We start from the raw sequence: 24343 nt of genomic DNA on the forward strand, positions 1-24343 counted from the left end.
TAAGTGTTCTTCACTAATAGTTACTGTGCAAATTTTATGAACTCATCGAATATATAGTCACTATCCTTTGGTCCTGGACTAGCTTCAGGATGGAATTGTACGGAGAAAATAGGTAAAACTTCATGTTTCATCCCCTCTATAGTTCCATCATTCACACTTATATGAGTTGCTCTTACGTCTTTTGGAAGTACATCTACATAATAACCATGGTTTTGAGAAGTGATATAAACTCTATTTTTATCAATGTCTTTTACCGGATGATTACATCCTCTATGTCCAAACTTAAGTTTCTTAGTTTTTCCGCCAAGACTTAGAGCTAATATCTGGTGTCCAAGACATATGCCTACTATAGGCTTCTTTCCTACAATGCTCTTAACGTTCTCTACGATATCTGATAAATCTTCTGGATCTCCAGGCCCATTTGATAAAAACACAAGATCTGGATTAACCTGTAGTACTTCTTCTGCTGAAGTGGTCGCTGGAAAAACTGTGACTCTGCAATTTCTTTTCACAAAACTATTTATTATATTTTGCTTAACCCCAAAATCCATTATAGCTATATGTTTTCCGCTTCCATAAAACTCATAAGCTTCACCTGTAGTAACATTAAAAACTGCATCTTTATTTGAATAAAGTTCTGTTTTCTTCAGAGCCTCTTCTGAAGAGATTTCATCTAGTGTTATTACACCCTTCATAGTTCCATTTTCTCTTAATATCTTAGTAAGTGCTCTTGTATCTATTCCTTCAAGTCCAATTATTTTGTTATTATTTAGGAAAGTTTCTATTTCTAATTCGCATCTAAAATTACTTGGTGAAGCACATCTTTCTCTTACTATAAACCCTTTAACTTTAGGGTAAGAAGACTCCATGTCTTCAAGATTTATTCCGTAGTTTCCAATCAAAGGATAAGTCATAGTAACTATCTGTCCATAATATGATGGATCTGTAAGTACTTCTTGATATCCTGTCATTCCGGTATTAAATACTACCTCTCCAACACTTTCTTTTAGATATCCAAAAGCTTTTCCTTCAAAAACAATACCATTTTCCAATATAAGCTTTGCTTTCATTATAGTCCTCCTTATAATCCTTTAGGGAAAATACACTTGTACAAGCGAGGTTCCTGCCGAACTTACTCATGTATATTTATTAAATCATATTGCATAAATATTCGTCAATAACAATTTATGCATGTATTTTATGATTTATTCTAATAGTGACTGTATACTTTTGCTTTGCTCCGTTAGAATCTGCTTTAAATGTACATTTAACATTTTCACAAACCTACTCTTTTTGGCCTCCACTAAAGATAAATGTATAAAACTCAATCTACTTGTATCAAAAACTGCAGCATTATCTTAGCAGCTCAGCATTAAGTTTATATTTGCTGCTATATCATATAGCAAATAAATATTGTATAAGCTTAGCCTCTTTAAACAAAACAAAAGGATATCTAAGAGATTAATAAAAAACACTAATCTCTTAGATACCCTATATATTCAGCAGGATATTCAATTATAATCAAAGCTATTTGTTTAATTCCATGACAAAAACTGTATGCCATATAATCATACCCCTTTCTGGCCTCTCTGGACCAATTTAAAGTGTATTATCTACCTTATTATTTATTATTTGTTATTTATATCTATTCTAGTTTAACCTATAGTCTATGTCAAGAAATAAAAGTTTTTTTATTTTTCTTGAAATGATTAAAGATTACCCAAACGGGTAATCTTTAACCATTAACAATATTATACCTTGCCTATAGGTATTTGTAAGTTAAAATAACTTACCTTGTACTCTTTTTGTCCTATTGAGTCCATTATATTATTATCTATACCAAGCATTTTGTCAATGTGATTATTATTTTATAAATATCTCTCATTGAACTTTCATAAACCCACCATTGTATATTTATGCATCAATCCATACTTTTGTGCATGGTATAATAAGTAGAATATTATTTACTAGCAGTCTTTTTATTCTTGGTAAGAACTATGCCTGCAAAAATCAGTATAAGTCCTAATGATATTAAAAATTCTACAGTAACTATACTTCCAGTCTTAGGAATAGCATCTTTTTCATTTTGGGTATCAGTATTAGGCTTTGAGTTACTATTTCCTTGTGGTTTAGGATCAGTTTGATTATGTTCTCCACTACTTGGTTGGGATCCATTAGAGCTACTTCCCCCATCACTAGGCTGCAAACCACCTTCTGAACCATTACTACCTGGCTGTTGTCCATTTCCTTGATTAGGATTACTATTCCCTACATTTATATTTATTTCACTTTGGTCTTGTCCAAGAACTTCATCCTTTTCATTTTTTGCTAAAGCCTTAATTATATAATTGCCATTTGTAATTTCAGTTAGCTCATAGTTCCAAGTTCCATCACTATCTGGTTTAATATCTACTGATTTATCTCCTATTAATAAAGATACTTTAGTTCCTGCCTTACTAATACCTTTTATTACATATGGTAATTTAGTTATATCTTTATTTTCTGATTTATTTAGAATGCTAATTACCTTATTTAATATTGGTGATGATAATTTATTTATTTTGTATGAGAAGTTTACTCCAGCGCCATTAAATAAATTTCCTATTTTAGCATCTCTAACAATTAAGTTATTAAACTCTACACTACCTTTAGAATCTCCAGTAAAGTTTATACCCCAAGTACCAGTCTTATCTATAACTGTATTATCAAAAGAAATTGAGTCAATCTTAGCTGGTCCATGTATAGATACTCCTTGGTTAGAGCTATCGAGCAAGTTATTGTCAGAGAACTTAATTTTTCCATTGATATCTTGTCCAGCACAGTTTATCCAAATTGCACCATAGTCAACATTCCAGTTGTATTCGTGTCCACCACATCTTATTAAAGTATTTCTCTCTACAGAAGTAGTGCCACTAAAAGGTACTGGAGTAAAATTTGAACTTATATTTATACCGGCACCAAAGCTAATAGTATCCAGTAATATATTATCTTGTATTTTATTATCAGCACCACCATAAACCGCAATATTATTAGCTAAAGCAGGAAGTTGCACTGTGTTAAATTTAACTATATTATTGCTACATGGCACATCTGCCTGTCTATCCTTTGCAGACCATATAGCTATAGCATCATCTCCTGTATATCTAATTTGACATTGTTCAATGGTGGTATTCTTGGTTGAATTACATAAATTAATACCATCAGCAAAAGTATTTCTTATCCTACTATTTACTATATGCAAACCATCTGTTGGAGAATTTAGCCAAGCTCCGCATTTCATGTGTTCTACCCAAACGTTTTGTATTACTGAGCCTATTCCACCATTATCCTCAAAGGCTGTTTCTGGTGCACTATCATCTCTTACGGATGTATCTCCTATCATCGCAAAATCATAGAACTTACAGTTATCCCCTTTGAGCTTGAAGGCTGCGCCTTTTCCTTTTAAAACAGAGTACCACATACCAACCCCTCTTAAAGTCACATTGCTTATTTCTGTTGGTACATCTATTAAGTCGAAGGTTCCACTTGGTATCCAAACCCCATAGCCTTTTTCTTTAGCAGATTTAATACAAGCTTCAAGCGCCTTTGTATCATCCTTAGAATCATTTGGAATCGCTCCAAAATCTGTTATTGATAAAAAGTTCTTAGGTTGAGCTAACTCAGAAGCAACCTCTTCCATCTCAGCAAAATCTAACACATAGAAGTCTGCATTACAATTTGCATCCTTTTGTAGTCTAATCTTTGATCCAGCTGGTAAATCTCCCGTCATAACATGCATCTCATCAAAGAAGCGATGAGCGTTCTGATCTGCAGGATTGTTGTTAAATGGATATGAACCATATATCCAGCTATATTTTGACGTTAAAGTTAAAGCTTTCTTATACTCACCATTAACATACATATTTATAGGAGCAGTGATACCTTTTCCATCAACGGAATCAGGTATACTATACCTTAGAACAATAGAATTCGCAGGCTTTATTAATGTAAACTCTATATACTCTCCTGTACTATCAAGCTTAACAGCTTTTCTGCCAGAAGCTTCCGATGTAAGTTCTTTATAAGTTCTGCTATCATCAAGAATTGTTCCATTTGTAGAAGCATCCTCAGCTTCATACTCTACATAAGGTAGAGTTGCCCCTCTATAACTAGTACTAATACTATCTTTTACTACTATACAGTCCATATTAATATTAGAAGCATCAGTCTCATCTCTCTCAAGTTCAATTGTATTTATTCCACTTCTTAAATCTAGCTTTTTACTAACAATAGCCCAATGCACTTCTGAACTTGTACTCTCAAATTGTGCTTTATCAACCTCAATTCCATTCACATAGATATTTAAATTCCCCTTTGCCTTAGATATATTTGAATATCTTATATTTACAGTATAACTTTTTGCTTCTTGGGCATTTATTGTATAAACTACCTTTGAACCAATCTTTGAAAGTGGTTCAATATATCCAGTACCAGAGAAGCCGCTTAGTGTATTCTTTACACTGATATCACTTGATGTAAATGCTTTTTCTGCTTCGTATCTTGTATCGCTTGGAACCTTATCAAAAGAAAATCTTGCATTGCCATTTAGAGTTCCCATTGTAATGCTGTTTTCTTTATCATCCACACTTATATATTTATCTTTTGATACAGTGCTGTTTATATAGTAATACCCTGACTTCTCAGCTATATTCCACTCAACACTAGTACTTAAAGCTTTAGAGTCTTTAATGGTCACACTGCTTTTATCTTTATCAAAATTGATATAATTGCCAGTTTCTCTATTTCTTATTCTCTTATGTCCATTAAAATCTTCTATCATCCACTGAGCATTTAATTCATTTCCTTTTAATTTATCATATTCTAACTTTCCATTATTATCGTACAAGTGTTTTCCATTCACTAGGCTTTTAATCAATATATAATTGCTTTCATCGAAAGCCCTAGTAGAATTTTCTTCTCCCACTGAATCCGAAGAAGGATCTACACTTGTTGAAGGAGCAGTTTCAACACCCCATTGGCAGCTTGGCATATCATTTGAAATCAAATATGACTGAGGAAAACCTAGTGAATCTTGCACATTAATAAGTCCATTTCCTTGTTCTACACTTCTTATATTGTAATAGCCCTCTGTAGGAGATTGCTCAATCTTCCATTGATCACAGGTAGCTTCATCATCTAGATCACTACATGTAATATAAGACGAATTTTTCTTAATTGAAATATAATGACCAGTATATTTATTCTTTATTTTTAAATCACCATTATAATTGTCTAACTTCCAATGAGAAGCTGAATCCTTCTCTTCAGGATTTCCATATAATAAAACTCCACTTGAATTTTCATATAGATATGCCCCTGTTTGGTTATTCTTAAATCTAACATATCCATCAGGTACGTTGATTTGCCTTGCCCCAGCAGGTTCAAACATCCATTGGACACTCCACCAACCTGTAGCATCTTTCATATTACTGCACTGAGCACTTCCCGTTTGATCAGATACATGTATGTACTGATCAGTCTTGTAGGCATTTTCAATAATTCTATACGCTTCTTTTCCTGCATCATCTGGAGCCAAAGCAATTTTCCATTGGGAACTAGTCCATGACTCTGGTATTGTTCCGCTACAAGTTAAAGGATCCTGAATATTATGAACATCTTCTGCTTCAAGGAAGTGACCTGTTCCTCTATTCATTATTCGCCAATTATCATCTTTTTTAACCAAAACCCATTGAGCATTTAAATTTTTACTATCTGGCCTGTTCCCATACTTAGCTACTCCCATATTGGAATTACTAGAATCTACTTCTTCATAAAGATATGAACCCTTCCAGTGATCTTTCATATAGAAATAATTCTTTGTATAGTCTGATAAATCAGAATCATAATAAGGCACAAACTTCCATTGTGGTGTACCCCAGTTTGCAGGAATCTCACTCCATTGTAAAACACCTAACTTATTTTCGATATGAAGATAATTTTTATCTTTATTCTCTGCTATATTAGTTATTGTTTTAAACCCACTATTTATTGCATCAGATATAGACCATGTATCACCAGTCAGCCCATCACCTACAGCAGTGCATTTAACTGCCTCCATATTATCCTTATGTGCTGCTATATTTATAAAATCACCAGTAGCTCTATTCTTGATTTTTCTTTCTCCATTTAAATCTTCTACTGTATTGCCATTCTTATCTACTACTATCCATTGTGACCTCATATCCGAGCTTGAAACATTTCCATATTTAACTTTTCCCTCTTCCTCATAAAGAAACATTCCTCTGAAGTAATTAGTAATACGAACGTATGGAGTTGGCTTAACTACTTCTGGTACAGGTAGAAGTGCATCTACTAATTCCCATTTAGCTGATCCCCAACTAGGCTGAGGCCCTTCAGAACACTCAGCATATCCAAGCTGTGCTTCCACATGCATATAAAGGCTCTTATCTACACTTTTAAAAACCTTATAATCAGGTCCATTAGTAGGATTATCTGGAGCACTATTCATGTCCCACAATGCATTTGGACTTGTACCTCCATCCAAACAAGGAAGCTTACTTTGCCAATCAGTTACTCCATTAGTTGTAATATAATGTCCTGTAGCTCTATTTTTAATTCTTTCATGCCCATTAAATTTCTCTACTGTCCATTGATATCTTTGATCATCTATGGTTGCATGGCCATAATATACTGCACCAGTTTGATCTTCAAAAAGATATTCATCATTCTTGTACTGATTTCTTATTCTCACATAGCTTTCATCTGGAACCTCAGTTAATTTCCACTGGGGGCTACCCCAACTAGGATCTACATAACTACATTCTCCGTAACCTAACTGCGCTTCAACATGAAGAATATAGTTTCCACTAGAATTTTTTACACTTTTAAATAATTTGTATGCAGCATCTGGTGCTGTAACTACATCCCATTGGGTATCAATATCTGCAGTAGACGTACATTGAACATGCTTACTCCAAGCATCTTCAGCCACCACGATATCTTTACTACTGATATAATTGCCTGTGGCCCTATTTTTAATTCTTTGGTGACCATCAGAGTCCTCAATAACCCACTGATATTTGTAATCAGAAGATATTGCGCTACCATAAGCAACGTAACCGTTTCCATCGTCAAATAAATATTGATCTGTTTTCCACTTGTTTGATATCCACACATATTTTCTGTTAGTGGATGTGTCATTTGTTTGAGCCTCAGCCTTTTTCACATACATTCCAGTCATTTGAGCCGTTATGACCATAAATGACAATATAAAATAAAGCATTTTCTGAAGAGGCTTTCTAAATTTCATGATATCCCTCCTTATAAATTTTCTAGCTTAATTATAAATTCACACAAGCTCAAAAATCCTCAGTAAGAAAGATCTTCGAGCAAGTGCAAACTAAATTTAAGACTAGGAATTTTTATGTATTGTTAACCGTTTAACATCATATACATGGGTTGCTATTAAAATCTTCATTTAATATTATGTAGATAATAAATTATTCGATTAACTAATACACTATTAATTTTTTTAACATATTATTGTCTTATCTAAGATATAAAAAGCATTCGTTTCAGTGTTATTTTCATCTGCTATAACCTTAGCACTATCTTTCATTACAGTTACAAAGTACCCTTGATTTTTTACATTTATATAAAAGCTCACTTCTTCCCATTGTTGTGGTAAGGAAGGTGTAATCAAAACTGAATTATTCTTAAAATTAACACCTGCAAAGCCTAATACTGCCGACATCCAAGCGCCTCCATTTGCTGCAGGATGTGTGCCACCAATATATAGATTTCCAACAAATTGCTTTGAATCTCCAGTAAGATCAATAGTTGCTGTTTTGCTGAAATATTTATAAGCCCATTCAGAATACCCTATATGACAAGCTAGAAGCGCATATACGCATGGACTTAAGCTTGAACCATGTTCTGTTCTAGGTTCATAGTACTCCCAGTTCTTTTTCTTTACATCCATAGGATATCTTTCTTTAAATAGATTTAGCATAAGAACTACATCAGCTTGTTTTAGTATCTTAGTTGTAGTAGCTAAACCATTTCCTCCACCAAGATATTCATTTTTATTTATAATCCTTGATTTTAGCTCGTCTAATGTAAGCTCTTCAAGCTTTTCATAACCGTCAAATTGCTCGATTATTCCTGACTTCTCACTCGGTGTTGGTATATATATTTTTTCATAAATATCTCTAATATTATTAATTTCTTTTTCAAAATTCATCTTAAACATTAGCTTCTCATAGTCATCTTTATACTCTTCTCTTAATATGTCTAAGACCTTAAGCGCCACTTCTAAACTGAACTTAACCATCGTATTTGTAAACACATTGTTGTCTACCCTTTCATGGTATTCATCCGGACCAGTTACGCTAAGCATTTCATATCTTTGTTTTTGAGGTTTATAGTATGCATATGAGTAAAAGAAGCGTGCACACTCAAGAATAACCTCAGCTCCACCTTCTAAAATAATACTCAAGTCACCAGTTATGGTATAATATTGCCATAATCCATATACCACATCTGCACTTATGTGAATTTGTTTATCTCTAAAATATGTTCTCATTGGCCTATTAGTGAATACATCAGTTACATTAAATAATGTACATGCATCATCTCCACTATCTTGACTTTCCCAAGCGTAAAATGCACCTTCATATCCGTATTCCTTTGCCTTTCTTTTCGCGCCTTCAAGAGTATGATATCTATACATTAGAAGATTCTTTGCAGTATTCGGGTCTGTATATATAAAGAAAGGAAGCATAAACATCTCAGTATCCCAAAAAATAGCCCCCTTGTAAACCTGTCCCGACAAACCTCTTGCAGGTATAGATGCCTTCTCTGTATGTGTCGGAGCAATTATCAAAAGATGATAAATACTATATCTTAATGCAAATTGACCTTCATTGTCCCCTGAGATTTTAACATCAGAACGCTTCCACTTATCACCCCATACCTGTTGATGTTTTTTTAATTTTTCCTCATAGGTACTGTATAAAAACTTGGCACAGGAATTTATTGCATTCTTCAAAGGATTTTCTACATCATTTTCTGTATATACACAAACAACCTTTTCTAAAGTATACTCCACATCCTTTTCGCAACAGAATTTCAGGCTTCTAAATACCTGTTTATCGTAAAAGCCTATTCCTTGAGTTCTAAAATCAGATTTTATAACCTCTGCTACAGCCACTTTTCTGTTTAACTCATGTGTGGAAGCTTCCATGAATATCACACCATTAGAAGCATCACATTTATAGTTTTCAAGATGAGGACCATTTATATCCCACACATCTCCATCAATACCAGTTTGAACTATGATCTCGCACTCTTTCGAAACTTTAAATTTATATCTCATGCATATCATGTGAAGATCTTCAGCACTGACGAATCTCTCAGAAGAAACAGCTACACTTATGTCTTCTGAACTTTTAAATACAGTCTTTCTCCCATGTACAGCATTTTTTATATCTAAAGTCTGTTCATGACTTAAAACCTCAGAGCTTTTAGCATGTAGCAATTCACCATTACAGTATAAACGTGTGAAAAGCCCATTTGGAGCATTTACTGTTTCTCTCCATTTTCCTTCAACTTGATCATAAAGACCAGATAAATTACATGCAGCTAAATCTTCCTTTGTATACTCTTCAAGGGTCCCTCTGTACCCCATGTAGCCATTTCCTATTATGAACTTGTTCCCATTAGTAATGGAGTTTTCTCTATTAAAATCACTTTCTTTTAAAGTCCAACTCATCGTATTTTCCCTCCTAAAAAGTATTTAAACTCAGCTTGTGTTTATATAATAAAAATTCCCCAGAATTTACTGGGGATTTCTTTCAAGTAGAAATATGCTTTCAACCTATATTCTTATGCTAGCCCTTAACTGCACCAACAGTTAATCCATTTTTAACACCTAGCTGTAATAACATATAAAGTGCTGTTATTGGACCAGCTACTATAAATGAGCTTGCAGCGAATATCGGCCAAGGAGTTGATCTGAAGTCAGAGCCCCACTTTGATAACCCCATAGCTAAAGTGTATTTATCAGGATCAGATATAAACATAAATATTCCTGCAAAATCTGTCCAAGGTCCTAGAAATATTATTACTGTTGTTACAGCAATAGCTGGTTTTGAAAGAGGTATAATAATATCCGTGAATATCCTCCATCTGCTTGCTCCATCTACTGTTGCCGCTTCATCTAAATCTCTAGGAATTGTATCAAAAAAGCCTTTCAGGTTCCAAATAGCAAAGGTTTGTGCTCCTGCGGTATACATCAATATCATTCCGATATAGGTATTAGTCAATCTTAGTTTTTGCATTAATAGATATTGAGGTAATAGAGCTGCTGTCATTGGCAACATCATAAATATTATGAACATAAGCATACCGAATTTCTTCCCAGGGAAAGAAAATCTTGAAAATCCATATGCCGCAAGCACAGCGATAAAAAGAGCTGCTATAGTTGATCCACCTGAGAAGATTAAACTGTTTTTAGCCCACATTAAGAAATCCGCATTGCCAAGTACTGTTTTATAGTTATCTAAAGTAAAATGTTTCGGAAGTAAATGAACCTGGGTTGATACTATACCTGAACCATTTTCTAAGGATAAACTCAGAATCCACCATGCTGGTATCATGGTTATAACTATAAATATTGCTAAAAAAGCGTATATCGAAACGTCAGTAAGTAGAACTTTTCTTTTATGTTTGCTCTTCATCACTACACCTCCTCTAAAGTTTTTGAAGTTCTTATGTTGATTATTGTTACTACCAATAATATTAAGAATACTATTACTGAATATGCTGATGCTATATTGTACGAACCTGTACGCATTGATTTAAACATATAGTTTGATACTAAGAATACAGGAGTGTTGGATCCTTGTTCTGTTATCAAATATGGCACATTGAAGCAGTTGAATGTCCATATCGTTCCCATTAAAATAGCTGGTACTAATGCAGTTTTTAATAGAGGTATAGTTATATATCTCAAACTATTAAACGCATTACAACCATCCATTGTGCCAGCTTCATATAGTTCTTCTGGAATTGATTGAAGGGCGCTTGTAGCTGACATTGTTATGAACGGTATACCAATCCATACATTAACGATTATAACTGCTATAAATGCTAAAGTAGGTGTCTGAAGCCAAGTTATACCTACAGTTGCCCCTGGCTTAAATATGTCTACTATCTTAGTGGCCATAAAATTTATAAATCCAAATTCGGTATTAAACATTGCTTTCCATACTAAACAAGATATAAGCTGTGGCATTATCCATGGCAATATCAATATACCTCTCATAACTTTCTTTAACTTAATTGATTTTCTATGAATTAGTATTGCAACAAATACGCCCGTAAAAACTTGTAATGCTAAGTTGATAACTGTCCATACAACAGTTCTTAATAGCACTGTCATAAATTCAGAATCAGCTTTAATTGCTTTGATGTAATTAGATACTCCAACAAACTGTAATGGTTCGTAGAGTGTTCCAGCTTTGATATTTTTATCTACTGAATCTATATCTTTTTGAACCTTTTTCATTGCTTCAATATTATTTTCATCTTTATAATTATTGTAATATTTCTTTAATTGATCGAGCTTTTCATTATTTAGCATCTTTATTTGACTGTCTTCAAATGATTTTAGCTTTTGCTCTAGCTTGACCTTCTTTGTAGCGTCAGCCTCATTTTTAATCTCATTTTCCTTTTTCTCAACATCCTTTTTAAAGGAAGCTTGTTTACTCATTTCTCCTTCAGTATAAATATTATAATTTGTGAAGGATAAACCTATACCATATATAATTGGTCCTAGAGATAATAACAAAATTATTAGCATCGATGGCAGAATAAAATAATATGCTGTTTTATTTTTCTTCATCTTTTTCCACATCGATATCTTTGTATAAACTTTGTCTTGAACTTTAGTTTCTGATGTAGTTACCACATTTCCCTTCATATTTCTACCTCGTGTTATAAATTTATGATGGTTTCAGAGTAATATATCATCACTCTGAAACCACTGTTTAAATCTAATTACTAAACTAGTTACCGTGTAAAGTTTGAATTTCCTTTTGTACCTTAGCTTGTACGTCATCCATTATCTTCTTAGTATCGTCATTTGTAGTTACTGCCTTTGTAAGAGCATCCTTCATTGGATCCCATACCTTACCCATTTCTGGAATAGATGGTATTGCATAAGCCTTTTTAGCTTGTTCTTGAACTCCCTTTGCTTTAAAGTCTGCAGATACATCTACGTTCTTATTAGCAGGTACCCATCCTACAGTCTTATTTAACTCAGTCATAACTTCTGTTGATGTTACATATTTAATAAATTCTCCTGCTTCATCCTTATGTTTTGCATCCTTTGGTATATAAACTACTTTAACTCCCATGTATGGGCTAGCTTGTTTTGCTCCATCTGGCAATGAAGCTACTCCCCAGTTACCTTTTACCTTTGAATTAGCAGCTTCTAAATCACCAAAGCACCATGGTCCATTGAGCATAAATGCTGCTTTTCCTTCTGTAAATAATGCCATTTCTGTTTGGTAGTCTATTTGAGCTGGAACAATCTTATCTTCATTCTTAATCTTTCTTATGAAATCTAATGTCTTTACTGCTTCTGGAGTATTAAGATTTGGCTTAGCTGCTTCATTGTTTCTATCCTTGAATACATCTCCTCCAAATGCTGTTAGTAATCCATATGCATAGTAGAAATTAGTGTACTCAAAAACTAGACCATACTTACCATCCTTGGTATTTTGCTTTGCAACTGATACTAGTTCATCTAATGACTTTGGTGGAGTCTTTACAAGATCTTTGTTGTATATTAATACTGGACCTTCAACTGATATTGGTGCTGCTAAAGAAGCACCTTTATATTTAGTAGCTTCTACTGCGCTATCCATAAATCTGCTGCTCATATCATCTACATATTGATCCATTGGTTCAAGAGCACCCATTTCAGCATAGTTACCTATACCATCATGAACACCAAATAATACATCAGGTGCATCATGGCTACTGAATGCAAGTTTTGACTTATCAGCTAATTGATCAAACGGTATAGCAAGCACCTCTGTTTTTATATTTGGATGTTTGGTTTCAAAATCTTTGACAATCTTCTTAAATTCAGTTTCCTCTGCATTCGCATATGGATGCCAAATCCTTATTGTTACTTGCTCATTTTTAGTTTCTTTCTTTCCAGTTGTTGTGTTACTCTTTCCACAGCCAGCAAAAATACTCATCGTTACCGCTGCTGTAATTAACATAGTAATAAACTTTTTACTTCTCATTAATAAACCCCCCTAAGTATTAATTTTTATCAAAAGCCTTTTAAGGCAATTGTAGCAACTACTTCAGCACAGGCCCAAGTTAATGGATTGTTAAAACAAACATCTTCATCCTCAGCGTGAATTGCTTCTGGAGCTAAATAGTAATTATTAAGATGTTTTAGTATCCAGTTAAGTTTATTTAAATATTGCTTGTGCTTACCAATTAAAAGGTTATATTGTGCACAGGCCGCTGTATTAAATATCCACGGACCGTGGTGATAACTTTGTTGTGAATAACCTATACCATCTTCAAAGAACATTGCCTTATTAATAAGGTATTCATTATTTTCAACCAGTTTTTCAGTATTTGGATAACCAAATAAGACTGAAAAATATTGAGGTGTATCGTATCTTTCTATTATGCTTTCACTGGTGGCAGAGTACCCATAGTTATAGTAACCCTTTTCAGTATTCCACATAAAATCTATACCCTTTTCTATTTCTTTCACAATTCTTTCTATATTATCAATTAACTGATTGACATCATCTGTATTCTTATAGATGCCTTTTTGTACAGCTAAGTTGAGGAATTTGCTGATATGGTATAATCCACCTGAGATAAACATGTTAGTTGATACTATATATGCTTGTCCGTATACACCTTCATTGACTCCTCCCTCAGGTCCAATAAGCCCCATATAAGTCTGATTTACTTCAATACAATTTACTATATCCTCTATATCTTCAAGGTTTGTTAGAACCTCATCAGTTTTCATGTAATATTGATATATCATGCTGAGATAATATCCTAAAGAATCTAACTGATGATTAACATCATTATTTAATCCTTCGGCCGGATTACCGTTTGCATCATATCTTTGGTAAAACTCTCCTCGATCTTTTCTAGGTCTTTTCTTTATATAATTAATTATGGATTTACATTCATCAAAGTATCCACCGTAAAGAAAGGCTCTAGCTACCATAAGCGAATCTCTTATATACATTGTTGGAGTGCCCAAACCACTGTAGTAGTGTCCTACAATATCTGCTGGAACAAATCCATCCATCGTTACCGCCTTAATGGACAGAAGATTTCTAAGGTATGCTGTTTCTACAAATTCATCAGTGAAGTCCTTTACATTTCCTTTATTAAAAAACTCCTGATGGAGCTGTTCTGCAATACTCCTAGAATCGCTTTTTCTCAGTTGCTCCAGTACCTCAATCCCTTCTTGATCATTTTCACATGGTATTACGTACCACTTAAAGATCTTCTTTTCTTTTGAAGTTAAATGTATCATTTGGCCTAGAGCCATTGATAACCCATCTTCTCCGCTCAAGTGATATCGGTCAGAAGTTGAACCTTTTAGTATCTTCTGAATTGTATTTACTGCTGTTGCTTTAGCTTCTTTAGATAAATACAAAGTATCAGGTTTAACCTCATGAAGTGCGATAACAAGCTTTTGATAAGTTGCTTTATTGGTCCATATGACACAATTATTTATCTCGTTATACCTAACGTCTACTTGTCCACTAGCATGATTAAAAAATACATATGCATATTGTTCAAAACTAATATCATCCAAGCTATTATTCTCTAGTATTTCTTCTAATACAATTGCATCAACCGTAGGATATGCACTTGTTGTTCTTTCAATTTCATAAGAAGCCTCATATTTGGTATACACATCATAGATATACTCTGAGCCTTCTTTATCTACTTTAATTAAACTAGGTGCACAATCTCCATCATATGATATATTGGCATACTCTATTGTTCTTTTGCCATCACGGTTAAAGCAGTTTACTGTAGTAGCCATTCTAATTAAGTCATTATTATAATTTTTTGAAAAAAAATGTTGTATTCCTCTGCAAAAACCATCACTTAGTTCCTCAGTAGCCGAAAATACAGCACAGAACCTACCAAGTCCAAAATTAGTTATTCCTTTATACATTTCAAAACCTCTTCGCACTGTAAATTAACTTTGTCATATATGTTTTTGTTAAGCGGTTAACCTGTTAAAAAATAAAACTCATTTAATTAACCGATTAACTGTATTAATGTTTTATTTTATTTTTTTTGTAGACTCTCTTATAATAAGTTCAGTTGAGTGTATTATGCAATCATCACATAACATTCCAGATTCTATATCGTCAATTAGTGCTTTTGCTGCTGCCATTCCTTTTTTAAATATATCCTGTTTTATTGTAGTTAACCCTGGTGTGACATATTCACATGATTTTATATCATCGAAGCCTATAATAGAGTAATCTTCTGGTACTCTTTTCTTATTAATAGTGAAAGCTTTTATAATACCAAAGGCAAGTATATCAGCTACCGCAAATACAGCTGTAACCTTCTTACCCATATCCATTATCTTCTTACCTATTTCATAGCCACCATTTGAGGTGACATGATCTTCAATAACAAGTTCTTCTCGAAATTCTATTCCAGCTTCACTCAAAGCTCTTTTATAACCTTCGAATCTTTTTAAGTTAACTCCGCTATTATGTACATTACCTGTTGCAAATACTATATTTCTATGACCTAAATCTAACAAATGCTTTGTGGCCATATATCCGCCACCTTCATCATCAACCATTATCCTATGAAAAGCCTTTGGGTGCTTATCATAGCTATCAACCAATACAATAGGAAGCTTGTTATTCTTCATTTCATCATAAAATGACTTAGGATGTATTCCTAGTAATATTAATCCGTCAAGGCTTCGTCTGTTTATCCATTTCTTTATCTTTTGATCTGTTTCTATGCCGGACATAAGGATATCGTAACCATTTTTTCTAGCTACATACTCTATTCCGCTAACTAGTTCACTGAAGAAAGGATTGTTTCTTAATAATATTCCTGGTTCATCTCCTTTTTCAGTTATAGGAAGCATAATCCCTATAAGATTAGATCTTCCTTTAGCTAAAGTACGTGCTGTATAATCTGGTTGATACCCTATTTCTTCAATAGCTTTTAATACTCTTGCTTTAGTTTCTTCAGATGCTTTACTAATATTGTTTATTACATTTGATACTGTAGCTACTGAAACTCCTGCATATTCTGCTACATCTCTTATTGTTATTTTGCCTCTCATCGCCACTCCTTTGTTAATCGGTTAACTTATATTTTGATTATAGTTTGGCAAAAATAGTTTGTCAATGTGTTTTGAAAAATAAATTCAAAATATTTTTCTCATTTATGGAATAATTTATTCAAATCATTTTTATACTCTGACAACATTTACATCACTATTATACCACATATTACTCCAAATTTCGATATATACTCACTCATTTTTTATTGATTATATTAAAAGTTGTTTTTATATCTTTTCACTCTATTAAATAACGATTTTACTCATTGACTATGTTTACAAACCGGTGTAATATATAGCTGAATAGTTAACCGTTTTACTGAATAGTTTAATTATTTGTTATAAAAGGAGTGATGCATAATGGATAGACAGTGGTGGAAAGAGGGAATAGCCTACCAGGTGTATGTTAGAAGTTTTAAAGATTCTAATAAAGATGGTATTGGTGATATCCATGGAATAATTGAAAAATTAGATTATCTTAAAGATCTCGGTGTTAATATACTCTATCTTAACCCAATAAATAAGTCTCCAAACTACGATAACGGATACGATATAAGTGATTTTAGGGATATCATGGACGAGTTCGGTACTATTAACGATTTTTATAATCTTGTAAGCGAACTTCATAAACGCGATATGAAACTCATCCTCGATATGGTAATAAATCATACTTCTCATCTACATCCATGGTTCCAAGAAAGTCGTAAGTCTAAAGACAACCCATACAGAGACTATTATATATGGCACCCTGGCAAGAATGGTAAACCGGTTAATAACTGGGGTTCATTCTTTGGCGGAAGCGCTTGGGAATACGATGAAACAACAGATGAATATTATCTGCACATCTTCTCTAAAGAGCAACCAGATCTTAACTGGAAAAATGAAAAGGTTAGAGAAGAGATTAAAGATATGATTAAGTTTTGGGTTGATAAAGGAGTGGATGGTTTTAGATTTGATGCTATAAATCATCTTGCAAAGGACTTGACCTTCCCAGATGGCCCTATAAACAAAGGACAAGTTTATGGTGACTTTATGTCATTCATACAAAACCTTCCTGAGGGACATGAAATCATTAAAGATATACGAAACAGTTTATTTAAAGATAAAAATCACGTAATAATCGGAGAAACAGGCAATATAAGTTTTCACAACGCCTATCTTTATACAGGTTTAGATAGAAACGAATTAGATATGACCTTCCACTTTGATATAAATGGAATTGGTCTTGGTAAAGATCCTTGGGAAAAAGGTTCTGTTGACTTAGCCTATTTTAAAAAGATAATAAGTGGTTGGCAAATGCGCGATGAGTCGGAGGGTTGGTGTCCTTTATTCTACTCAAATCACGACAGTACGAGAACAGTATCTCGTTTAGGTGATGATACTGCTTATTGGAAAGAGTCTGCAAAAATGCTTGCCCTACTTCAATTCACACAAAAAGGTACTCCTTTTATATATTATGGTGACGAAATTGGAATGACTAATGCTTGGGAATTCAAATTAGAAGATTATAGAGATATTCAAGTATTTAATAAATATAAAGATTTTGTAGAATCCGGATTGGTAAGTGAAGAAAACTATTTATTAGGATTACGTAATACTTCCCGCGATAATTCAAGAACCCCAATGCAATGGGATAAAAGTTCAAATAGTGGCTTTACCGTTGAAACACCGTGGATTAATGTAAATTCAAACTATAAAGAGATAAACGTAAAAAAACAAATTGAAGATGCAAGTTCGATATTAAATTTCTATAAACAGCTTATATCCTTAAGAAAGTCTAACTTAGCTCTTATATATGGTGATTTTAATGAAATACATAGAGAAGATAAGAATGTTTACTCATATATGAGAACTCTCGAAGATTCAAAATTCTTAATAATAGCCAATTTCTTTGGTGAAGAAACTGACTACCTATTACCTGAAGATATAGAATTTGAAAACTGTGAACTTTTATTATCAAATTATGATATTTCTGATCACAATATTTCTTCTATAAGACTTAATCCTTATGAATGCCGTTTATATAGATTAATCTAAATCTTTAAATAAGTTGCTTATAGCCCACCGTTAATATTTGCTAAAGGATTCATATATCGAAACTTAAGTTATACTTGTTCGATAATCGTGACTTCTGGGGATTATCGGACATGTATAACTTAATATTTGAGTTAGAAGTCCTATAAAGAGTTCCTATAGGGTTCCATTACGAAAACTTAAGTTGGAACCCTATATAAAAACCTAATTGTTACTTGTTATAAAACCTCGTTTTATGTGGCTTTTTAGACATATACAAATTAATGGTTGGATAGGGACTCTATAAATATTAAGCGCATTTATGTATACGTTTTAATGGTAAATAAAATCAATATCCTATTACAAAGTAGTCCTGAATTGCTAAGACTATAGTAATTTACATGAAGTTAAAAATATTTATTATGGTTAAATACAAAAAATCAACGAGAGGAAGGTGAAGCTTTTATAAGTATCTTTAATTACTGTATCTCTTAGCAAATTAATTAAATATATGGAGGTATATATATTGTTTAAAAGATTAAAAGCTAACAAATTCTTCACTGTAGTTCTATTTCTATCATTCTTTATTTCTCAGATTTCATTAGGTGTAAAAGTACTAGCAGCTTCACAAATCTATGAAGCCGAATCAGCTACATTATCAGGAGGAACTACTAAAGCAACAGACCATACTGGATATACGGGAAGCGGCTTTGTAGGTGGATATACCGATACAAATAAAGGAGTTGCATCTACCCAATTTACTGTAAATGCTTCTTCTGCAGGCAGTTATACATTAGCTTTAAAATACGCTAATGGTACTGGCTCAACTAAAACTCTAAGCCTATATTTAAATGGCACAAAACAAAAGCAAATCTCACTTGCAGCAACTTCAAACTGGGATACTTGGAATACTGAAGTTGAAACTGTAACGCTTAACTCTGGGAATAATACTGTTGCATATAAATTTGATACAACTGATTCTGGAAATGTGAATATAGATAATTTAACAGTCAGCAGCGTTACTCAAGATACTCCTCCTTCAGGTACAAACCTTACATTAAACAAGTCAATAACAGCTAATAACTCCTATTCTGGTTTCCCTGCAAACTATGCTAATGACGGAAATGTTTCTACTTACTATGAAGGCGCGGCAAACTCGTACCCAAACAATCTTACTGTAGACCTTGGAAGTGCTCTTAACGTAGATACAGTAGTTCTTAAGCTTCCTACTTCTTGGGGATCAAGAACACAAACCCTTTCAATTTTGGGAAGTACAGATAATTCAAGCTATACTACTCTTGCAGCCTCTGCAACTTACACTTTTAATCCAACTTCAAGTAATATTGTTACTATAAAGTTTACTTCAAAATCTACAAGATATGTAAGATTAAGCTTTACATCAAATAGTGGCTCTACTGGAGGGCAAGTTTCAGAATTTGAAGCATACGGTTCAAACTTAGGAACCACCAACCCAACTGATCCTACAAATCCACCTAGCAACGGCACATATGGCGCAACAATGCCGTATGATACTTATGAGGCCGAAGCATCAAACTATTCCGGAAACTTGATAGGACCTTCTACTACTTTTGGAAATATAGCTGCAGAAGCTTCTGGTAGAAAAGCTGTTCAGCTTACATCTGCTGGACAGTATGTTCAGATAACTCTATCAAAACCAGCAAAAGGGGTTGTGGTGAGATATTCTATCCCAGATAACTCCTCAGGCACAGGTATTGACTCTGCTATAAGTTTATACTTAAACGGAACTTTACTTAAGGATGTTAGTCTAACTTCCAAGTATATCTGGAACTATGGAAACTGGGGAAGTGAGGGAGGACAGATTCGTTGGTCTAACAATCCAACTGCTACACCAACAACTCCTCATAAGTTATATGATGAAGTTTCAGTAACTTTAGATAAAGAATACCCAGCAGGAACTGTTCTTAAATTTCAAAGAAATTCATCAAACTTAAACTTCAGTTCAACTGCAAATGTTACTATAGACTTAATTGAAACTGAAGCTATACCTTCAGCTTTAACCCAGCCATCAAATTATCTTTCAATCACAGCTTATGGTGCTGTAGCAAATGATGGTGCAGATGATACTACTGCAATAAATAATTGTATTAATGCAGTAAAAAATTCAGGTGGAACCTACAAAGGAGTATGGATTCCTGCAGGAACTTTTAATCTAAACAACGGAACTAAAGGCGCTGGATACGACGGCTCTGGTACAAGGCTATACTTAGACAGTGGTGTTTCTATGAAAGGTGCTGGAATGTGGTACTCTTCACTTAAAGGTAATTTTGCTGGTATATACCTAAGAGGCGGTAATGTTACTCTATCAGATTTTATGATAAGTGCAAATGATGTAATAAGAGATGACTATAACGGAGTTTCTGGTGTTGAAGGTAATGGTACAAACTCAAACTTGAGCAACTTATGGATTGAGCACACTAAAGTAGGCTTTTGGCTTACAAATCAAACAACTTCCGCTACAATCTCTGGATGCAGAGTAAGAGACGTCTGGGCAGATGGTATAAATCTTCACTATGGTACATCAAATACTGTTGTAACTAATAATTCTGTAAGAGGTTCTGGTGATGATGGCTTAGCAATGTGGTCAGACACTTATCTTGATACAAACAATACCTTTAGCTATAACACTGTTCAACTTCCTGCTTTAGCAAACAATATTGCAATCTATGGAGGAAAGGATAACAAAGTATTTAATAACTTAGTAACTGATACATTAGTAAATGGATCAGGAATATCTTATGGAACTAATTTCAATCCTCCATCAATGACAGGAACTTTAGATGTTCACGACAACAAACTTGTAAGGTGTGGTTCTTATCACAAGGATTATGGATATGAAATAGGTGCAATTTGGGCATATTGGACTGGCAACAGCGGAAAGGCACAAAACCTTACAATTAATGTATCCAATAATATAATTCAAGACAGTACTTATTCAGGAATTTTTATAGAAGAACCAGCCCCTGGAATAACTGTAAAATACACTTCAAATACAATTAATAACTCTGCAACTTATGGAGTTTATATAAGAGGCTCAGCTACAGGATCTTCAATCTTTAACAACAACACAGTTACTGGAGCTCCTTCTGGAAAGTTCTTAAATACTTCATCAAGTTTTACAGTATCAGGAACAGGTAACAGCTGGTAAAGTAAAATCTAAGTATAGTGAAATTGCCCCCTGTTTAAAAACAGGGGGCTTTATTATAGCTTATTTCCAATTATTATTTTCAGCTTCAACTTGAAAATCCCCTTCATTCTTAAAGGCTTCAAGCTTTAGCTCTGTTGCTTGATTATTAACAAACTTAGCAGAACCTATTGCCCATTTAGATATATGAACCATGTGTGTACCAGGATTACTGATGTTATTTGATGAATATATTAGTTCAGCTCCAACGCTATCATTATCATTACAAGAAATAAATAATGCTGAATACACGCTATCCTCTATTTTATTATCCTCTATTATAACCTTAACATCTTTCTTAGCACCAAATTTCCAAAGACTCCATAGAGCTCCTACCTCGTAGTGAAAATCATGCTGATATGAGCCGCATCTCACTAATCTATTTCCCTTAATCAAGAAAGTCCCACTAATTTCAGGCGGATTAAAGTCTGTTCCAAAAGAAATACCTGCTCCGTTATCTACAGTATCATAAATTAAATTATTCAATAACTTAATATCTCTTCCGCCATATATAGCGATTCCATTGGCCAAGCAAGGAGTTTGAATAGTATTGTACTGATAGGTGTTATTTACATCAGCATAAGTATCAGACCACATAGCCATTGAGTCATCGCCTGAATTTCTAAAATTGCAGTGTTCCACTATGGAATTAGAGGTTCCTCTATGCAAGTTAATTCCATCTGCCCATACATTTCTTATTCTACAGCCCCTAATATGAACTCCATCAGTTCTATCAGAAAACCAAAAACCTACCTTAGTATGCTCTATCCATATATTTTCAATTAGAGTATTTGTCCCTATGCCCTCTATTCCTGCTATTCCATTATAATCATCTCTAATTGTCTCATTACCTATAATTGAAAAATCAGATATGTGACAATTTCCTGATCTTATATAAATACTAGCAAAACTGCCCTGCAATATTGAGTGCCACATCCCAGCGCCCTTGATAGTTATTCCTTTATCTAAAAATATCCTAGTACCCTCTACATCTCCTGCTCCTCTACGCCCAATGTTGAAATTAAACTCTCCTTCTGGTATCCAAAGACCTTTATACCTTCCATCAGAATTGTATACAGCCTGAATACAAGCATTTATAGCTTCCATGCAATCAACCTGGTCACCAGCTCCAAATTCAGTTATTGAAAGAAACCCTTCTGGCATATCAAGTGGCTCTGGAATAACTTCAGCTTCAACGAAGTCGATAATAATATATCTAGCACGATGGAAATTATAATCATCTTTGTTTCTCTGGAACTTAATCATAGTTCCAGCTGGGTATACTTTATCCAATTTTATACGAACTTCATCGTAGTATCTATGCGGGTTTCCTAACTTAGGATTTTTAGACCATCTCACCTTCATAGTATCTGTTTCTTTATGAGAATGGTACTCGCCATACATCCAACTATATCTTGATGTCAACATTACATCTTTATAAGCATTTTCATTAATGTACAAACTTATCCCAGCATCAATTCCATTTCCCTCTTCTGCATCAGGTATGCAAAACCTAACAACTAGTCCACTAGCAGGTTCCTGCAAAGTTATTTGAACATATTGACCTTCAGCGTCTAATTTTACTGCTCTTCTCCCAAAAGCCTCTGCTTCTTGGGTTGTCCAAGTAGTCTTCGGACCGATAATAGTACCATTAGTCTTTACTTTGCTTTCATCTTCATCATCTGCATTATAAGTGTCATAAGGCATATCTGCGCCAACACTAACAATATTAAAATCATTTTCTAAATACTTTTTTTCTATCACTAATATACACTCCTTCTAAAATAAATCCATATCTTTTAAAAGAAGTTAACCGTTTTACTTAACTTAAATTATACTTTGCCCTTATAATAAAATCAATACTTATTATCTTTAAATTCTCTCACAAGAACCAGTGATGATTTTTAAAATAAGAATGGACTGATATAAAGAAATTGTAGCCTTTACTTAAATTTAGCTGAATTTTATTTTTCTAAGCTTATATTACATATTTTGTAACTTAAGTGGTGTAAATTTCATATTCTTATAAAGAGATAAATTTTTAAAGGGAGATCAAGATGGATTTCTTTAATAACGAGTACTTCAATCCAAATAGTCACTTTAGATTTTATGATGACGGAAGTGATGTAGATGAGGTTGGAGAATATGAAGTAGATGTTAGTTTTACTTATGCTCCAATATATGAGAGCTTAGAAGAGGATATGAGAGGCCCTTCTGACAGGCCAACACCACCTCCTGCTCCAGTAAATACACCACCTATGGCCCCTCCTCCTTCATTTAATCCTTCAAAAAACGATCCTAAAGCTAAAGTTCTTGCAGGATCCCAGTATTCTCAAGGACCTCAAGCCTTTGGTGGACCTCAAATTGGAGGCGGAACTACAAAAGCAGTGAGTCCAATTTCCATTCGTCCTTGCCTATTTAAATACACTTATATATGGCAAAACAACGGGCGATCTTATTGGGCTTACCTAACATCAGTAGATCGATACTCAGTTTCCGGATGGAGATGGATGTTCTATAGATGGGTTTATTTCGGAATAGACATAAGAAGAATAGATACATTTATATGCTATTAAATAGTTATCAAGGAGAAGAATATAATTTCTTCTCCTTATAAGTTTTAATTTTTTATTATTCACAGATATGCAAATTAAACTCTAGCTTTTATATAGATGAACCACTTCGTAATGAAACTTATTATTTTTAAATTC

General features: G+C 33.6%; 12 protein-coding genes. 3 read left to right on the top strand and 9 right to left on the bottom strand.

All coding sequences use genetic code 11. The features are described 5' to 3' along the window. Positions 1-20: 20 nt before the first annotated feature. From carA to JHL18_RS14125, 8 genes are all read right to left on the bottom strand, one after another. Entirely contained in the window at positions 21-1070 is a 1050-nt protein-coding gene (gene carA, locus JHL18_RS14090) for a glutamine-hydrolyzing carbamoyl-phosphate synthase small subunit (RefSeq protein WP_200270236.1), read from the bottom strand. 890 nt (positions 1071-1960) lie between these two features. Then, on the bottom strand, positions 1961-7309 hold the full coding sequence (locus tag JHL18_RS14095; RefSeq protein WP_200270238.1) for an RICIN domain-containing protein: 5349 nt from the start codon (positions 7307-7309) through the stop codon (positions 1961-1963). 222 nt (positions 7310-7531) lie between these two features. Beyond that, positions 7532-9772, bottom strand: a complete 2241-nt coding sequence (locus JHL18_RS14100; RefSeq protein ID WP_200270240.1) for a glycoside hydrolase family 65 protein — start codon at positions 9770-9772, stop codon at positions 7532-7534. Positions 9773-9890: 118 nt separating this feature from the next. Further along, on the bottom strand, positions 9891-10739 hold the full coding sequence (locus JHL18_RS14105) for a sugar ABC transporter permease (RefSeq protein WP_200270242.1): 849 nt from the start codon (positions 10737-10739) through the stop codon (positions 9891-9893). A gap of 2 nt (positions 10740-10741) precedes the next feature. After that, entirely contained in the window at positions 10742-11983 is a 1242-nt protein-coding gene (locus JHL18_RS14110; RefSeq protein WP_200270244.1) for a carbohydrate ABC transporter permease, read from the bottom strand. 85 nt (positions 11984-12068) lie between these two features. Further along, complete coding sequence (locus tag JHL18_RS14115) at positions 12069-13319, bottom strand: sugar ABC transporter substrate-binding protein (RefSeq protein ID WP_200270246.1); 1251 nt, start codon at positions 13317-13319, stop codon at positions 12069-12071. Between the two features lie 29 nt (positions 13320-13348). Next, positions 13349-15250, bottom strand: a complete 1902-nt coding sequence (locus JHL18_RS14120; protein WP_200270248.1) for a hypothetical protein — start codon at positions 15248-15250, stop codon at positions 13349-13351. Positions 15251-15361: 111 nt separating this feature from the next. Continuing rightward, positions 15362-16396 carry a LacI family DNA-binding transcriptional regulator gene (locus JHL18_RS14125; RefSeq protein WP_200270250.1) on the bottom strand — a complete coding sequence of 345 codons (1035 nt, stop codon included), beginning with the start codon at positions 16394-16396 and terminating at the stop codon, positions 15362-15364. A 360-nt stretch (positions 16397-16756) separates the two neighbouring features. Here JHL18_RS14125 and JHL18_RS14130 point away from each other — a divergent pair, with 360 nt between their 5' ends. Then, positions 16757-18433, top strand: coding sequence for a glycoside hydrolase family 13 protein (locus tag JHL18_RS14130; RefSeq protein WP_200270252.1), 1677 nt, complete (start codon positions 16757-16759; stop codon positions 18431-18433). Positions 18434-18935: 502 nt separating this feature from the next. Next, complete coding sequence (locus JHL18_RS14135; RefSeq protein ID WP_200270254.1) at positions 18936-21596, top strand: discoidin domain-containing protein; 2661 nt, start codon at positions 18936-18938, stop codon at positions 21594-21596. A gap of 60 nt (positions 21597-21656) precedes the next feature. On the opposite strand, the gene JHL18_RS26485 is transcribed toward JHL18_RS14135, so the two are convergent. After that, positions 21657-23396 carry a right-handed parallel beta-helix repeat-containing protein gene (locus JHL18_RS26485; RefSeq protein ID WP_200270257.1) on the bottom strand — a complete coding sequence of 580 codons (1740 nt, stop codon included), beginning with the start codon at positions 23394-23396 and terminating at the stop codon, positions 21657-21659. Between the two features lie 293 nt (positions 23397-23689). Between JHL18_RS26485 and JHL18_RS14145 the strand changes: the two genes are divergently transcribed. Then, complete coding sequence (locus tag JHL18_RS14145; protein WP_200270259.1) at positions 23690-24208, top strand: hypothetical protein; 519 nt, start codon at positions 23690-23692, stop codon at positions 24206-24208. Positions 24209-24343 lie beyond the last annotated feature (135 nt).

It is taken from the genome of Clostridium yunnanense, assembly GCF_016595795.1.
Taxonomy (GTDB): Bacteria; Bacillota; Clostridia; order Clostridiales; family Clostridiaceae; genus Clostridium_AR; species Clostridium_AR yunnanense.

Excerpts from the sequence above, each read along its gene's own strand:
- JHL18_RS14130 (WP_200270252.1), top strand. The coding sequence starts at position 16,757 with ATGGATAGACAGTGGTGGAAAGAGGGAATAGCCTACCAGGTGTATGTT.
- JHL18_RS14105 (WP_200270242.1), bottom strand. The coding sequence starts at position 10,739 with ATGAAGAGCAAACATAAAAGAAAAGTTCTACTTACTGACGTTTCGATA.
- carA (WP_200270236.1), bottom strand. The coding sequence starts at position 1,070 with ATGAAAGCAAAGCTTATATTGGAAAATGGTATTGTTTTTGAAGGAAAA.
- JHL18_RS14125 (WP_200270250.1), bottom strand. The coding sequence starts at position 16,396 with ATGAGAGGCAAAATAACAATAAGAGATGTAGCAGAATATGCAGGAGTT.
- JHL18_RS14110 (WP_200270244.1), bottom strand. The coding sequence starts at position 11,983 with ATGAAGGGAAATGTGGTAACTACATCAGAAACTAAAGTTCAAGACAAA.
- JHL18_RS14115 (WP_200270246.1), bottom strand. The coding sequence starts at position 13,319 with ATGAGAAGTAAAAAGTTTATTACTATGTTAATTACAGCAGCGGTAACG.
- JHL18_RS14100 (WP_200270240.1), bottom strand. The coding sequence starts at position 9,772 with ATGAGTTGGACTTTAAAAGAAAGTGATTTTAATAGAGAAAACTCCATT.
- JHL18_RS14095 (WP_200270238.1), bottom strand. The coding sequence starts at position 7,309 with ATGAAATTTAGAAAGCCTCTTCAGAAAATGCTTTATTTTATATTGTCA.
- JHL18_RS14145 (WP_200270259.1), top strand. The coding sequence starts at position 23,690 with ATGGATTTCTTTAATAACGAGTACTTCAATCCAAATAGTCACTTTAGA.
- JHL18_RS14120 (WP_200270248.1), bottom strand. The coding sequence starts at position 15,250 with ATGTATAAAGGAATAACTAATTTTGGACTTGGTAGGTTCTGTGCTGTA.